The organism is Bacillus sp. TE9106W (assembly GCF_054062215.1).
This window is the reverse complement of record NZ_JBSSFA010000022.1, coordinates 43805-58943: the sequence shown is the minus strand read 5'-3', so window position 1 is coordinate 58943 and position 15139 is coordinate 43805. Positions and strand designations below refer to the sequence as shown.

15 protein-coding genes and 4 pseudogenes are annotated in these 15139 nt (G+C 34.7%); 5 read left to right on the top strand and 14 right to left on the bottom strand.

Going from position 1 to position 15139, the window contains the following annotated elements; genetic code table 11:
* Window positions 1-43: 43 nt before the first annotated feature.
* The 4 genes from sspN to ACVWY7_RS25730 form a co-directional block, all read right to left on the bottom strand.
* On the bottom strand, window positions 44-178 hold the full coding sequence (gene sspN / locus ACVWY7_RS25745; protein ID WP_000527987.1) for an acid-soluble spore protein SspN: 135 nt from the start codon (window positions 176-178) through the stop codon (window positions 44-46).
* A gap of 43 nt (window positions 179-221) precedes the next feature.
* A complete protein-coding gene (locus ACVWY7_RS25740; RefSeq protein WP_001254697.1) occupies window positions 222-365 on the bottom strand; it encodes an FbpB family small basic protein in 144 nt (47 codons plus the stop codon).
* Between the two features lie 140 nt (window positions 366-505).
* Window positions 506-1453 (bottom strand): 3'-5' exonuclease, encoded by a 948-nt coding sequence (locus tag ACVWY7_RS25735; RefSeq protein ID WP_000526913.1) that lies wholly within the window; start codon window positions 1451-1453, stop codon window positions 506-508.
* 115 nt (window positions 1454-1568) lie between these two features.
* Window positions 1569-2144: a TlpA family protein disulfide reductase gene (locus tag ACVWY7_RS25730; RefSeq protein WP_000269066.1), complete on the bottom strand. Its 576-nt coding sequence runs from the start codon at window positions 2142-2144 to the stop codon at window positions 1569-1571.
* A gap of 251 nt (window positions 2145-2395) precedes the next feature.
* Here ACVWY7_RS25730 and ACVWY7_RS25725 point away from each other — a divergent pair, with 251 nt between their 5' ends.
* The gene (locus ACVWY7_RS25725; protein WP_001083863.1) at window positions 2396-2653 is read left to right on the top strand and encodes a hypothetical protein; all 258 of its coding nucleotides are present in this window, start codon (window positions 2396-2398) and stop codon (window positions 2651-2653) included.
* Window positions 2654-2676: 23 nt separating this feature from the next.
* Here ACVWY7_RS25725 and ACVWY7_RS25720 read toward each other — a convergent pair.
* Both ACVWY7_RS25720 and acnA read right to left on the bottom strand, forming a co-directional pair.
* A pseudogene (locus ACVWY7_RS25720) lies at window positions 2677-4327 on the bottom strand (ABC transporter ATP-binding protein).
* 117 nt (window positions 4328-4444) lie between these two features.
* The gene (gene acnA, locus ACVWY7_RS25715; RefSeq protein WP_456524058.1) at window positions 4445-7168 is read right to left on the bottom strand and encodes an aconitate hydratase AcnA; all 2724 of its coding nucleotides are present in this window, start codon (window positions 7166-7168) and stop codon (window positions 4445-4447) included.
* Window positions 7169-7458: 290 nt separating this feature from the next.
* Here acnA and sspO point away from each other — a divergent pair, with 290 nt between their 5' ends.
* On the top strand, window positions 7459-7608 hold the full coding sequence (sspO, locus tag ACVWY7_RS25710) for an acid-soluble spore protein SspO (protein ID WP_000044266.1): 150 nt from the start codon (window positions 7459-7461) through the stop codon (window positions 7606-7608).
* 41 nt (window positions 7609-7649) lie between these two features.
* On the opposite strand, the gene pdaB is transcribed toward sspO, so the two are convergent.
* Together pdaB and ACVWY7_RS25700 are read right to left on the bottom strand one after the other, a co-directional pair.
* Window positions 7650-8375 carry a polysaccharide deacetylase family sporulation protein PdaB gene (pdaB, locus tag ACVWY7_RS25705; protein WP_243498092.1) on the bottom strand — a complete coding sequence of 242 codons (726 nt, stop codon included), beginning with the start codon at window positions 8373-8375 and terminating at the stop codon, window positions 7650-7652.
* A 46-nt stretch (window positions 8376-8421) separates the two neighbouring features.
* Complete coding sequence (locus tag ACVWY7_RS25700) at window positions 8422-8685, bottom strand: hypothetical protein (protein ID WP_001146294.1); 264 nt, start codon at window positions 8683-8685, stop codon at window positions 8422-8424.
* A gap of 121 nt (window positions 8686-8806) precedes the next feature.
* On the opposite strand from ACVWY7_RS25700, the gene ACVWY7_RS25695 reads away from it, so the two are divergent.
* Window positions 8807-8929, top strand: a complete 123-nt coding sequence (locus ACVWY7_RS25695; protein ID WP_000517650.1) for a small acid-soluble spore protein P — start codon at window positions 8807-8809, stop codon at window positions 8927-8929.
* A gap of 124 nt (window positions 8930-9053) precedes the next feature.
* A complete protein-coding gene (locus ACVWY7_RS25690) occupies window positions 9054-9440 on the top strand; it encodes an Hsp20/alpha crystallin family protein (protein ID WP_000516742.1) in 387 nt (128 codons plus the stop codon).
* 43 nt (window positions 9441-9483) lie between these two features.
* Here ACVWY7_RS25690 and ACVWY7_RS25685 read toward each other — a convergent pair.
* The 5 genes and pseudogenes from ACVWY7_RS25685 to ACVWY7_RS25665 all read right to left on the bottom strand — a co-directional run.
* A pseudogene (locus ACVWY7_RS25685) lies at window positions 9484-9744 on the bottom strand (MDR family MFS transporter); the annotation flags it as partial.
* A 404-nt stretch (window positions 9745-10148) separates the two neighbouring features.
* Entirely contained in the window at window positions 10149-10715 is a 567-nt protein-coding gene (locus ACVWY7_RS25680) for an SMI1/KNR4 family protein (protein ID WP_073525945.1), read from the bottom strand.
* Window positions 10716-10737: 22 nt separating this feature from the next.
* Complete coding sequence (locus tag ACVWY7_RS25675) at window positions 10738-11742, bottom strand: HNH endonuclease signature motif containing protein (RefSeq protein WP_456524057.1); 1005 nt, start codon at window positions 11740-11742, stop codon at window positions 10738-10740.
* Between the two features lie 214 nt (window positions 11743-11956).
* Window positions 11957-12853 (bottom strand): annotated as a pseudogene (locus ACVWY7_RS25670) (hypothetical protein).
* A 24-nt stretch (window positions 12854-12877) separates the two neighbouring features.
* Window positions 12878-13285, bottom strand: a complete 408-nt coding sequence (locus ACVWY7_RS25665; protein ID WP_456524062.1) for a hypothetical protein — start codon at window positions 13283-13285, stop codon at window positions 12878-12880.
* 137 nt (window positions 13286-13422) lie between these two features.
* Between ACVWY7_RS25665 and ACVWY7_RS25660 the strand changes: the two genes are divergently transcribed.
* Window positions 13423-14625 (top strand): alanyl-tRNA editing protein, encoded by a 1203-nt coding sequence (locus tag ACVWY7_RS25660; protein WP_456524056.1) that lies wholly within the window; start codon window positions 13423-13425, stop codon window positions 14623-14625.
* A 44-nt stretch (window positions 14626-14669) separates the two neighbouring features.
* Here the strand turns inward: ACVWY7_RS25660 and ACVWY7_RS25655 are convergent.
* Window positions 14670-15113 (bottom strand): annotated as a pseudogene (locus ACVWY7_RS25655) (NUDIX hydrolase).
* Between the last annotated feature and the right edge of the window lie 26 nt (window positions 15114-15139).

Below are 15139 nucleotides of genomic sequence, written 5' to 3'. Positions count from 1 at the left end.
AAATTTATACATAAAAAAGGAGAATACAATATTCTCCTTTTCTTTAACCGTTATCAACAATCGGTTGTTTACCCGTTTGGTCTTGCATTTGCTTCCCTTTATTGCCACCAGCTTTTTTTGATTGTGTTCCAATATGATTCGGTGCAAAATCTTTTGAATTCTTTTTCGGATTACCCATTACTATCGCCTCCTTAACACTAGTATCGTACTAGTGTTAAGAATTATTCAGCTTGCTTAAAAAGTTTCATTTCATAACGTTTTTCAATACGCTCTTCAATACGATCGATTGCATCACGATCGCTTAATAATTGTTGTTTATTTTCTTTCACAAGTTCGTCAAATGATTTACGTCGACTTCTTCTCATGCTGTTCACCCTCTCTCCATTACTTTCTTATTACATAGTATGAGCAAAGGAAAAACTCTTTAATCAGATTTGTAAGAAAATTTTATGTTTTAGTACTCCTAAAAAAACTCCGTGTACAATAAATCGTACACGGAGTTTTTTTATACCATAATATTTAAATACTCTTTTAACTTTTCATCTGCATTCATTTCACTTTGTTTATAATCACGCAGCGCTTGCAGTACGAAATCATACTGTTCTAAAATATAACTTTCTAATTTCAAGACATCCTCTAAGCTATTCAGCATAATTCTCGTATTACCAACTTCACTTTTTAATGCCGGTTCACATGCTAAACTCGTACATATTTCTTTCACATCATCTTCTAATATGTCTGTTAGTACATATTTCTTTCGCCCTTTTACCTTTAATCTCATAACTGGATAAAAAGCTTTTATATCTAAATAGCTGCCTACATTCATGCAACGAATCCATTCGATATCACGTTTATTTCGTACAAGTATCTCTTTTACCGCTTCATATACTACTGTTTCATCAAGTGCTTTCTTATTCAATTTCCTTTTTGCCTCTTCTTCAATAGATGCACATTTTTGATAAACAGCTGCACACGTAATACAATCATCAAATGCATTATGAGAGCTTAAACGAATTCCGAGCATTCTCTTTAACGTTTCAAGTTTATGATTAGGTGCGTGCTTCATATATTTCTTCGCTAAAAATACAGTATCAATCACTTTGTTTTGAGGTTCCGGTAACCCAAGCATATTGACGTTGCTTTTCAAAAAGCGCATATCAAAAGAAGCGTTATGAGCGACAATTACATTTGTATGTAAAAATGCTAAAAATACAGGTAACACTTCTTCAATCGTCGGTGCATCTGAAACACGATAATTTGTAATACCTGTTAAACTCGTTATTCGATCCGGGATTGGACGCTCCGGATTCACATAGGAAACAAATTGATCTACTAGTTCATGATTACGATATTTCACTGCTGCCACTTGAATGATTTTATCATTATAAGGGTTAAATCCTGTTGTTTCAAAGTCAATTACAACATAATCTAACGGTAAGGATATATTCCCCACTTGAACCCCTCCTTTATCTCTAAACGTTTATATTTCTTTTATCATAACATGCTGCTATCACTACGTGAAAAAGAAAAGGCAGAAATGGCTACTTTCCACCTCTACCTTTTCGCCTTTATTTTAATTTAGCAATTCGTTTCTCCATCTCTTTTTGCGTCATCGGTCCAATGAACTTATCTTGAATAACACCTTTTGTATCTATAAAATACGAAGTTGGGATCGTAATGACTTTATAGGCTGTTGTTACATCAATGTTCTTGTCCAATAAGATAGGAAATGTAATTCCTTTTTCCTTCGCAAAATTACTTACCTTTTCTACTCCTCCACCTTTTTCGGAAGGCGTATAATTTATTGCCAAAATTTCTACGTTATCTTTATGTTTTTTATAGAAAGCTTCCATATCCGGCATTTCTTGCTGGCAAGGTCCACACCACGTTGCCCAAAAGTTTAAAATCACCTTTTTTCCTTTCAAATCCGATAACTTTATATTCGTTCCATCTAACTTCGTTAATTCAAAGTCTGGCGCACTCTTTCCTATTTCAATACCGTTACTTGCAATCATTTCTTTCATAGCAGCTTCACTTTTTTCTTGCTCTCCTTGTACCGCCTGATCGTTTTTACCAAACTGTTCATAAGCTGCATATCCCGCTAAACAAAGTAACACTACAATAATCGTAAGCTTCCGCCACATTTTATATCACCCTAACATGTTTATCTTCTTTTAATATATCCATTCAAATGCTATATACCTTATTTTAGCTTATACGGACAAGCTTGGAAATATTCACAGTCAAAATAATTTGAATATTCTTATTTAAAGTGTAATTTTTTCCTTTTCATCATATAATTAGAATAATAAATGAAGTGTTGTTTATCTTCTTATGGACCCATTCACCTTTTTACTTTCGTAGTTATATAACTTTCAACAAAAGGGGGATTTTTATGAATTCATTCGAAAAAATAACATTATATATTCTTAGTTTTCTTTTATATCCAATCGGTATTATTGCGTGGATCATTTCACTCTTTAGTAAAGATATTGAAAAAAAGAAAATAGGACGTATTTGTCTCTACATCTCTCTAGTTTCATTCGTCCTTTTCGTAATCCTCGGAATTGCAACTTTCCTTATGACCGCTACTTTTAATGTTGATCTGAATCATTCTGAATCTATCGAGTATCAAATAAATGACGCTGAATAAAGATAAGTGCATTGCGCTTATCTTTATTTACACCCTTTAAAAAACGAATGATTATTTATTAATTTTTCAGGATTTCCACATGCTACAATACTTCCTTCTTTCATGATGACAACGCGATCTGCTAGTATCACTTTCTCTACATAATGCGTTGCTACAATTCTCGTTACATCGCTTCCTAGCCCTTCTATCATATCCCAAACAACTTCTTGATTGCTCGGATCTAATCCCGCTGTTGGTTCATCTAAAATAATAAGATTCGGATTTGAAACAATTGCTCGCAATAATGCAAGACGTTTTCTTTCTCCCCCTGAAAACTCTTCACCACTTTTATGTAGTACAGTTTGAAGCCCTTCAGGTAATCCACTAATAATCGGCGTTACGTTTACAAGTTCAGCATTTTTTTCTAACTTGTTTTCTAAGCCCTCTTCTCTGAAATACATATTCTCTTTTACTGTCGTCCGAAAAAAAACGAGGTTCTTGCCACACTGTAGTCATTCGAGCCCCATTACCGTAATAAACAACACTACCGCTAGATGGTTTATACAAGCCTGTCATTAATTTTAAAAGCGTTGTTTTTCCCGCACCACTTTCTCCTACAATCATAACGAGTTCACCAGGATTAATTTGCAAATCGATATTATGAATTCTACATTTCTCTTCATCATTCTCCTGAAATGAAACATTTGTTATTGTCATCCCCATCGCTCTTTCTACATTACTATTTGCCACTCGTTTATCTAAAAAGGAAAACACTCTACTTGCCGAAGCAGCTGCAACTTGTGACATCATTAATAAATCTCCCACATAACGGACAGGGAAAAAGAGCATCTCTATTGTCGCTAAAACTGCAACAAGTGAACCAACTTCCATTTCACCCTGCATTATTTTTTGCGCACCTATAATAAGAACAACGATATATGCTCCTGTTTCAATCACTGTTCCAACTACTCCAATGCAGTGCTGCATCATCGTCTTCTTTACTTCTGTTTTATACGATTGTGCTGTTACTCCTTTAAATAAGCGAATGGCCCATTTTTCTTTTTGCAAACTACGTAAATCTTGCGCTCCTTTTACAAACTGTGACATCATCTCTACAACAGTTGATTGATTTTTTTGAGCAATACTAGCAATATTTCTTACCTTCTTCCCTAAAAGCATCGGAACCATTGCACTTAAAAATAAAAATGGAGTTACCCACAATATAAACTGTATATCTATATGTTGTAGTGCTATAAACGCACCTATAAATTGCGCAATAGCGTGTATATATTCTATTAATATAGAACCATATAGCCTGACCCAGTTCGGAATATCAGATACAACTAACGTCTCTAACTCTCCTTGTTTAATTTTCTCACTCTCTTCAAACGGTAATAAGAAAAAATGGCGCAATACATCTATACGTGTCTTTCGCAATATTCGTTGACTTGCTTTGGAGCTTATATAATCAAATGAAAGATTGTTCACCCACATCAACAAGCGGCTAGCTGCAAACAAAGTAATGTAAAGGTACGCTCCCTTCAGCTCTCGTTGAATCAGATTATCTACAATTAGTCCCATGAATAGTGGACGGGATAGATTTAAAATAGCCGCAAAGGATCCACTGCATATAGCTGCGATTACCAATATTTTTTCTTTCTGTAACGGTAACAAAATTCTTTTATATTCTTTCATGTCGTTTCCTCCATTTTTTATAGTAAAAAGAAAGGGATGAAACCAAATGGTTTCATCCCTTTCCATAAAATAAGGAAGCTAACAGTTGTTAGCTTCCTTCTCGTTCATTTCAATTATTTAGTTTGACACTTTAGATTCTTCAATTTTCTCACGAAGAACCATTTGTAAGATACCACCGTGACGGTAGTAGTCAATTTCAACTTCACTATCGAAACGAGCTACTACTTCAAATTGTTTTTCGTTGCCATCTGCATCAGTTGCAACTACTTTTACAAGATCGCGCGGTCTAACTGTTTTGTCAATTTGAATTTCAAATGACTCGTTACCAACAAGACCTAATGTTTCAGCGCTTTCGCCATCTTTAAATTGAAGTGGTAATACGCCCATTAACACTAAGTTACTGCGGTGAATACGTTCGAAGCTTTCTGCAATTACTGCTTTAATACCTAATAAGTTTGTACCTTTTGCAGCCCAGTCACGAGAACTTCCCATACCGTAATCTTTACCAGCAACAACTAAAAGGCCTGTGCCATCTTCTTTATATTTCATAGCAGCATCATAGATAGATGTTACTTCACCAGTTGGCCAGTATGTTGTATATCCGCCTTCTGTTCCTGGTGCGATTTGGTTTTTAATACGGATGTTCGCGAATGTACCACGCATCATAACTTCATGGTTACCACGACGAGAACCGTAAGAGTTAAAGTCAACTGGTTGTACGCCGTTTTCTAATAAGTATCGTCCAGCTGGTGTGTGCTTACCGATTGAACCTGCTGGTGAAATGTGGTCTGTCGTTACAGAGTCACCAAATTTACCAACTACGCGTAAGCCTGATAACGTTTCAACTTCACCTGGCTCTTTAGATAAACCTTCAAAGAATGGTGGGTTTTGAATGTATGTTGAATTATTATCCCAAGTATATAAAGCTTCGTTTGAAGTTTGGATTTCATTCCAACGCTCATTGCTGTTAAATACTTGTGCATATTCTTTCTTGAACAGTTCAGATGTAACAACACTTTGGACTACATCTTCAATTTCTTTAGCTGATGGCCAAATGTCATTGAAGTAAACAGCATTGCCATTTGCATCTTTACCGATTTCATCATTTTTCAGGTCAATATCAACAGTACCTGCAAGTGCATAAGCCACAACAAGTGGTGGTGATGCTAAGTAGTTCGCTTTTACAAGCGGGTGAATACGACCTTCAAAGTTACGGTTACCAGATAAAACAGATGTTACTAATAAATCGTTTGCTGCGATTGCTTCTTCTAATTCCGGTGCTAATGGACCAGAGTTACCGATACAAGTCGTACAGCCGTAACCAACTGTTTGGAAACCTAATTGGTCTAAATACGTTGTTAAACCTGATTTATCTAAGTATTCAGTAACAACTTTAGATCCTGGTGCTAATGATGTTTTTACGTACTCAGGTACTTTAAGTCCTTTTTCAATTGCTTTCTTCGCAACTAAACCTGCCCCAATTAATACGTATGGGTTTGATGTATTTGTACAGCTTGTAATTGCAGCAATTGCAATTGCACCTGTTTTCATCGTTACTTCTTTATCTTCTAATGTAACCTTCACTTCTTTATCAAACTCTTGCTCATTAAATCCAAGTCCTTGTGTTCCAACTGGTGCTACAACAGCTTTGTGGAACGCATCTTTCATATCTGAAAGTGGAATTAAATCTTGTGGGCGTTTCGGTCCAGAAAGGTTAGATTCGATTGTATTTAAATCAATTTCAACAAGATCAGTGTAAATTGGATCTTTGCTGTCTGCTGTATAGAATAGGCCGTTCGCTTTACAGTATTCTTCAACAACGCGAATTTGTTCTTCATCTCTACCTGTTAAACGCAAGTATTCTAATGAAATTTCGTCGATTGGGAAGAATCCACAAGTTGCGCCGTATTCTGGTGCCATATTTGAAATTGTCGCACGGTCAGCTAAAGGCATGCTCTTTAAGCCATTACCGAAGAACTCAACGAATTTACCAACTACACCTTTTTGACGTAATACTTGTGTTACTTTTAATGCAACGTCAGTTGCTGTAGTACCACTTGGAAGTGTACCCGTTAATTTCACACCGATTACTTCAGGTACCGGGAAGTATGAAGGCTGTCCAAGCATTCCTGCTTCTGCTTCAATACCACCAACGCCCCATCCAAGAACGCCGATACCGTTAATCATTGTTGTATGTGAGTCTGTTCCAACTAATGAATCTGGGTATGCAACTAAGTCACCTTCAGCATTTTTCACAGCGTGAACAACTGGTGCTAAATATTCAAGGTTTACTTGGTGTACAATACCTGTAGCTGGTGGAACTGCACGGTAGTTATCAAATGATTTTTGTGCCCAGCTTAAAAATTTATAACGTTCTTCATTACGCTTAAACTCTAAGTCCATGTTGAATGCAAGCGCGTCTGCCGTACCCGCTCTATCAACCTGTACAGAGTGATCAATTACAAGGTCTACAGTAATTTCCGGATTAATTTTATCAGGATCCCCACCCATGTCTGCCATTGCTTTACGAAGCGAAGCCAAATCAACAACAGCTGGAACACCAGTGAAATCTTGTAAAATTACACGAGATGGTTTAAATGGAACATCGATATCTTGTACATCTTTCGTTCCCCATTTCGCTAAATTTGTAACATGCTCTTCTGTAATTACACGTCCGTCTACTTGACGAAGTACTGATTCAAGTAAAACTTTCACGGAATATGGTAATTGAGATACGTTGCCAACCCCTGCGTTTTCAAGCGCTTTCAAATCATAATAATGATACGTTTTTCCATCTACTTCAAAAGTTGCACGTGATTGAAATGGATTATGTTTGACCATTATGTTTCCCCCCTGTTAAACGTGACTAAGTTGTCTGAATATAAAATGTAGACAAACTTTTCAATACCTTACGATAATATCTTATTACAACTTTCTAAATAAGTAAATAATAAGAAACTTATAGATTATCATAAGTTTTCTTTATGTTTCTAAATTTGAATAGCTTTCATGCTCCTTATGAATACTATTACCATAAAGTAAAGTGCTCTATTAACGCTTTACTTACAGTTCATACATACTATGAACTGCTCATCATTCAACTTACAAAAAAGTTATAGAGGTGAAATAAAATGAGTAAAAGAAAAGCAAATCATACTATTTCAGGAATGAATGCGGCATCTGCACAAGGACAAGGTGCTGGTTATAACGAAGAGTTTGCAAATGAAAACTTAACTGCTGCAGAACGACAAAATAATAAGAAACGCAAAAAGAACCAGTAACGAAAAATCCCAAAAGGAACATTCACCTTTTGGGATTTTTTCTAATGTTTATAACGTAATAATTCCGAAACCGTTACAAATCGATAGCCCTGCTTTTTCAGTTCAGGTAAAATTTTTGCTAGCGCTGCTACTGTTTGACTACGATTATTTCCTCCATCATGTAACAATACAATATCGCCACTTTTAGCATTTTTCAATACATGATTTACAATGGATTCAACCCCTGGATTTGCCCAATCACGTGGATCTTGATGCCACGACCATAGAACAGTTTGATAACCAGCTTCTTTCGCTGTTTTAAATACAGCATCGTTAATATATCCGCCAGGTGGACGGAATAGTAAAGGTTCTTTCACCCATTTTTCGAAAAATTTCTTTCCATCTAAAATATCATTTTCTAATTTTTCATCTGAAGAATTACTCGCATACAAATGGTTCATCGTATGGTTTCCAATTTCATGTCCTTCTTTTAACACTTGTTTCACTAAATATGGATTACGCTGAACTCGAAATCCGATCATAAAAAATGTCGCTTCTGCTTTATATTGACGTAATAAATTTAAAATTTGTGGTGTATAAGTTGGATCTGGTCCATCATCAAATGTAATGGCAATAATCTTTTCATTATTAGGTACTTCCCATGTTACATAGCCAGTTGGTTCTAGCTCTTTTCTGAGCAACATTTTCGCTTCCACTTTTTCAACTTGAAATATATGTACTGCGCATAATAAAGAAAAAACGAATAGAAAAATTTTCTGTCTTAACATAACATTTATTAAAGTAATAAGGTTGTCGAATACACAACAACCTCATTTACTTTTCTAATTGATCTACATGTTGCATAATATTTTGAAGATTATTTTCGTATTGCTCAAGTTGTGGGCGTTGTGTTTCCGAAGCTACTTCTAGTGCATTTTGAATCTGTTCATACGCTTCCTGAACCTCTTGGCGTAATTCTTTTAAATCATGACCGTAGTTTGGATCATTTTTCACAATGTTGTTAAATGCATTTTCTGCTTGTGTAACTCCTTGCTGAGCTGCTTGAAACGCTTGTTGTTTATCTTTATGATATGGCATTATACAATCCCCTTTCCATAATAGTTAGTCCCATTTATCTTTACCTTTTTTTCTAAAAACATTCTCGTATAAATTCGCAAACTTCTCTCATTCTAAAGAGAAAGAGGAGGTGTCACATACAATGGGTAAAAACAATCGTGAAGCGAAAGAAAAAAAGGGACAACCTGAACCATTAAGCGGATCTCATAAAGTAAAAAACCGTAACCATTCACGCCAAAAGAATCATGCGCATCATGATATGTAAAACAAAAAGTGCACACTAGCTACTTTTTCCACATACAATGTTTATATTTTTCCATTTATTCTTCACCCCTACTTCATTCATGCATAACATAGTATGAATTGAGATTTTACGGAGGGTGTCTTACATGGGCAAGAAAAAGAAGGATTGTCTTTTTCATGTTGATGGTTTCGAAGAATGGATGGACCAATTTTGTTCTGATTCTTGTAGTAACTTTAGTTTCCCAAATCAAATTCATATTGATCTTTGTGAAACGGAACAAGAATACATTTTGGAAACAGATGTACCAAATGTAACTGAACAAAATGTAGTTATTAAAAAGATGGAGACAGGCCTAAACATTTGCATACTTCATAAAAATATTTCTTTGCAGCGGAACATTCCTTTACCCGCTACTATTATTTATAAGAAGATGCTAGCCTGCTTAGAGAATGGATTTTTAGCCATTCATATTTCCAAAAACGAAGTAGCTAATAAACATGAAGAGAAAGTTCTTTTTCAAATTGAGAATTAAAATAAATACAAAGATAGGCCCCAGTCGTCTACTGGGGCTTATTTTATTTCGCATGTACTTCCATATTAGAATTTCTGTCATATCTTTTTTTCAATAAACCTTTTGTAATTAAAAGTACAGGAAATGCTACAGTTGAAAATATAGCTAGCGCTGAAAATACTACAAATCCATTTTGGTACCCGTAATAATCGAGCAGTACTCCCCCAAACCATGGACCAATTACTGCTCCAATTCCTGAAAATCCCATTGCTCCAAAATATGTTCCTTTTAAATGTGAAACAGCTATACCATCTATAAATACAAACACCCAAGCGATCATGGACCATATTATAATTGTTATTCCTAACGGATGAATATTTTGCAACTTCCCCTTCATCTTAAAAACCTACTCTCCCTGTTCTTACATAAAAAAAGAAAGCAAAGGTTCTGATATTATCCCCTTTCATATATATTCTTTCACACAATCATCCATATCCTTATATATTGTTTTTTGTGAAAAGGTGTCAAAGAATACTATTTCGTAAAATTGGTAATTTGTATAGAGGAAGATACAGGATAATTAACTTCATCATATTAATTTTAAGTATTTCTCCCCCCTTAAACTTAAAAAAAAAGATTTTCTTTTAAGAAAAGATACTTAAAAGAAAATCTTTTTGATTATAAATGCCATTAAAATTAATTGAATTATTTATTCCGGGATTACTAAACTCAGTTTTCAGTTGTATTTATTTTATAATACTCTGCTGCTGTGTACATATTCCATCGCCAGAAACTAGATCCCTGAGATACAATATACCGGTCTAAAAAAATTTCAAAATTGGAATGGAGGGGATGTAAGTCTAATATGTCATCTCCTAACAACAAATAATCTGGGCTATTACTTCTAACTTTACTGTTATCAACTACTAAATAATTTTCATGCACATGTGCAATTGGATACACGTCTTTTGGTAGTTGTAGGTTACTATGTGTGACTTCTATTTCATTGAGAGAAAATATGCTTATACCACCACCTATATTTATATCCCCTTCCAATAACATTTCAAAGATGCGAGCTCCATTGTGTTGTTGTAAAAAGATTTTATAATCTATAGGTAATGTCCATTCAGTATTATTTTCGAATGATTTAATTTCTCTTTGTTCTACTGGTGAATTAAATGAACAAGTTACTGTACTAGTATTTCCTTGTTCATTTTGTAAATTTAATTTATTGTTTGCTTTACTTAATCTTTGTTTTAAGGAATCTAAACTTTTAAGAATGATAGTGTTTTGCATATTATTCACCTAACTTTAAATTTTAGTAGGCAGACCACCATGGGTTTACAATCTGTTGATGAATTTGACGTGGTAGAGGGAATAAATTATCAAAGGAATTATTACCTCCATATGCTCTAGGAATTACATGGTGTATATCTGCTTCAGACCAGTCCCATCCTGGGTTACCATAAGTATCGATGTATTGAGCTATATAAGCGGCTCTCTTATAAGAATCCCAATCCACAGGGTTATCTGCTTTTGGTAAGTTTGCTCTTTTTGGGATTGGCATATACTGTTTACTATGTCCATTATAAATGATAGGATACATTACTGCTTTCTTATTAGCTAAGGTTGGGTCATATTGCTCAGAACTTGTTTGAGGATAACTGCCTACCCATCCCGCTGTAGTGTTATGGTTTGTTGCCCACCACTTTGTAGAATTAACTTTAAATGATTTTTGTGCAATCTGTCCAGGATGTATTTGGGAACCTTGCCAATCTACTTCTAAGTAGCCTTGTCGATAATAAGCATCATCATAGATATCTCCTGCGTATAAGCTAAGATTGGATAATACAACTATAGGGGCTTGTCCGATAATGTCCGTAATTTTTATGCTAAGATCAATGCTTTGAGTAAATTCATTAAATGTTGTTGAGTATTCAAGAGCTAGAACACTTTCTTGTTGAGCTGTTTTAAACTGTTTTGTTTTATTATCTTGTTTCTGGTTAGGAACTACTGTTTGTTTACCTGTTTGGAGTATGTCTGTATTCTTTGGAGTAATAGATTCCGGAGATTGTTTGTGTAATTCATTTGCCTCTTTAACTATTTTTGCTGCGTCATACGTACTTTTATCGATTTTTTTGGTGTTTCCATTAGACTCAACACTAAAATATTCAATATGTTTTATTGGGTGGTTAACTTCAATTACTATGTCGTTGGACTGAACTGGTTGTACTTCTGCCTGACTAATTATTGGAGAAAAAAATGTTAAAATTGCTAAACCTGAAACTAAAAGAAACTGAAATAATTTACTTCTAAATTTCATTTCACATGCCTCCGTTTGTTTGTTTTTTCTAACAATTAAATATTAACATGTGTTAGCTTTGTTCAGGATAAATTTAATTGATAATTATTATCATTATCCGTAAGCGCTTCCTGGTGTGTAAAGTATAGATTTTTATTATTATCTATACCATTATCTCTTTGAATAAAGATAAACAAGCCACCCTTAAAAGAAAGCAATAGCTTGTAAGGGTGGCTTAGTGTGTTTCGAATAGCTTTGTATTTAATTGTTTAATCTCCCCTTCTGCAAGGGGCTGATAAAATGCATGCTGTAATCCTCGTATGTGTAAGGTCTCTCCTATACATAATAAAACTCTACCAGGAATTAAGTCTAATAATAGTTCATTATTAATACGCTGTGCTTGCTTAACGGTAGAAACATAAATAACTAGGATAGTAGGGTTATTCCCCAAATCCTTCATGAGAATATCTCTACCTGATTCCACGAAATCTTTCCATCTAGCAATAATTCTTTTCAAGCGTTCCCTTTTATCTGTTAATAAGGTGGAATATACAACGAAATTAAACTCTTGATTTACTCCAGCTTGCACTGCAAAACTTAAAGGAGGGCTAAAAACCCCCTTACTAATTGATGGATGCATAATATGCCCTAAAAAAGATGGAGCATAACGCAGGTGACAAAGTAAGTCTATATCATGCCAATAACGTAGGTGAACATATTTACCGTGATTATCAAGACGCTCAGGGGCAAAGAAGAATATATTACCTTACCAGTACTTTAAGAGCTTATAACCGTTATCGGATAATGTATATGTTTCTTCAAAGATCTCCATATCAAAAACCTCTACTTGCCATTTTTCAATTAATTGATAGTAAAGTAACCCTTGAAGTGCATCATTTATTTTTTTACGTGAATACTTATCCTTGAATAAATATAATAAATGATTAAATCGAACGGATGTATAGATACCAATGAAAGAGAGTATGGCGTACTGTTCTTCTGTTAAACACTGCTTAAACTTTACCAATTCGTCATAAGAATGGAATACATAGGTTTTATTGAGCCCATGAATCCGATATATATGAAGTCCCTGTAATTCCTCATTTGATAAATGAGGAATTACAGGGGGTATAGGTAGATATAATCTGTACCCTTTTTATACTTGCGCTGTTGATACCCGCGCTGTTCTCGTTATATCCATATCTATGCCATATGTAAACTGTAATTCTTTACAAACATCTTTAATTAAAATTGCGACATTATACTTCTCATTAAATTGTAAAACGATATTTTCTACTTCTTCATATGTATACTTATAGTCCCCTGTAATGACACTTTTTAGATCAAAGCATTCATTTATACAAAGTTGTACAAGCAACTGGTCATATTTCTCTATTACATCTTCTTTCTTCCACAGTACCTCTTTTACATATAACCGATCAAACTTCACGCTTTCTCGATTACAATCCGTTAAAATCCGGGTCATTTCATTTAATTCTCGATACAATTCAGAAATATTTTTGCTTAAACTAAGCAGTTTATCTACGCCGTTTTCATATAACATATTCATTCCACCCCCGCATTTTCTTCCTCTTATTATAGCAAGAAAATTCTAAAAATAGTTTCTTTCTTCTGAAATATTAGGAAACGAATTTCGATTGCTTTACAATGAAACTAGCGAACACGAAAGGGGAAAGAAAATTGGAGCAAAAATTATATTACACTGACGCTTATAAGCAAGACTTTACTACAAAAGTTATAAAGCAAGATTATGATAAAGACGGTAACTTATACGTTATTTTAAACGAAACGGTATTTTACCCAACAGGTGGCGGGCAACCTCATGATACTGGAACTTTAAATGGCATTGCTGTACTTGGTGTTGAAGAAGTCGACGAAGAAATCCGCCACTTCATTGCAGAACAATTACATAGAGAAGAAGTAGAAGGTAAAATTAATTGGGAGCGCCGTTTTGATCATATGCAACAACATGCGGCTCAGCACATTTTATCTGCTGCTTTTTGGGATTACTTTAACATACCTACGATTGGATTCCATCTTGGTAAAGAAACGGTAACAATTGATTTAGAAACAGAAAATTTATATGCAGAAACGGTTGAAAAAGCAGTGCAAATTGCGAACAAAATTGTTTTTGAAAATCATCCAATTCTTATTAAATGGATGAACTTAGAAGAAGCGAAAACATTACCACTTCGCAAAGAACCGACTATGACAGAAAATATACGCGTTGTTATTATTGAAAACTTTGATTATAACGGCTGTGGTGGAACGCACCCGAAACATACAGGTGAAGTAGGGCCTATTCAAGTACTAGGATGGGAACGTAATAAAGGCGGCATACGATTAACATTTATCGCTGGTTGGCGCACACTTAAATTAATGGGACAACAGCAACAAATTATGAAGGATGTTTCTAAACAATTAAACAGTAGCGAAGCTGATATTCCAGCAAAAGTAGCACAACTTCTTACTTCTCAAAAAGAAAATGAAAAAGCAATGCAAACAATGACTGAAAAATTATTATATACAGAGGCAAACGAACTACTTCAACAACCTACCAAAATACATGCTGGCATACTTATTTCTAAAGTGTTTACAAATCGTTCTATGCAAGAAATCGCAAAGCTATCCGCTATTATTACAGAACAACAAGAGCATGCCATTACATATTTCGTTATTGAAAACGAAGACAAATTACAATGCATCCTCGCTTGTGGAAAAACAGTCACGCTCGATATGAATGCTCTTTTAAAAGAGGCACTTCCTACAATTGAAGGAAAAGGTGGCGGAAATAAAAAGAGTGCTCGCGGCGGTGGGAAAGCGATTATGAGCGGGGATGAGTTTTTAAATCAACTTATTTCTTCTTTACAGTCAGCAGTCTAAAACCTGTTTATGAAGGATAGCTAACGGCTATCCTTCCACTACATTTATAGGCCTATATTTCGTTTTAACCTTTGATAACTCCCTGCATTTACAAAACCTTCACTTATAAGAGAGATAAAAGTTTCCGAAAAATCATACTGACTTAAATCTTTAATCGGTATCATTTGCACATAATGAATTGGATTATGATCAAACTCGTTAGAAGGTAGCGTAATTTCACCTTCAATCCTTTCAAGCAAAAACGTTATATGTAATAAAGACGGACGTGCATCTGGTTTATCACAAACATAGAGTAGCTTCTGAATGTTAACTTCTAACCCTGTCTCTTCTCTCATTTCTCGAATCATTGCTTCCTCTAACGTTTCGCCATTCTCTGCTCTTCCTCCAGGTAAAGACTAATTCCGATTAGCAACTTTTTGCTTTACTAGCAATACTTTTTCATCTTCAATTAAAATTCCAGTAACACGAACTTGCATTACATTTTCCATATACAATCTCCTCTTCCTATTAAATT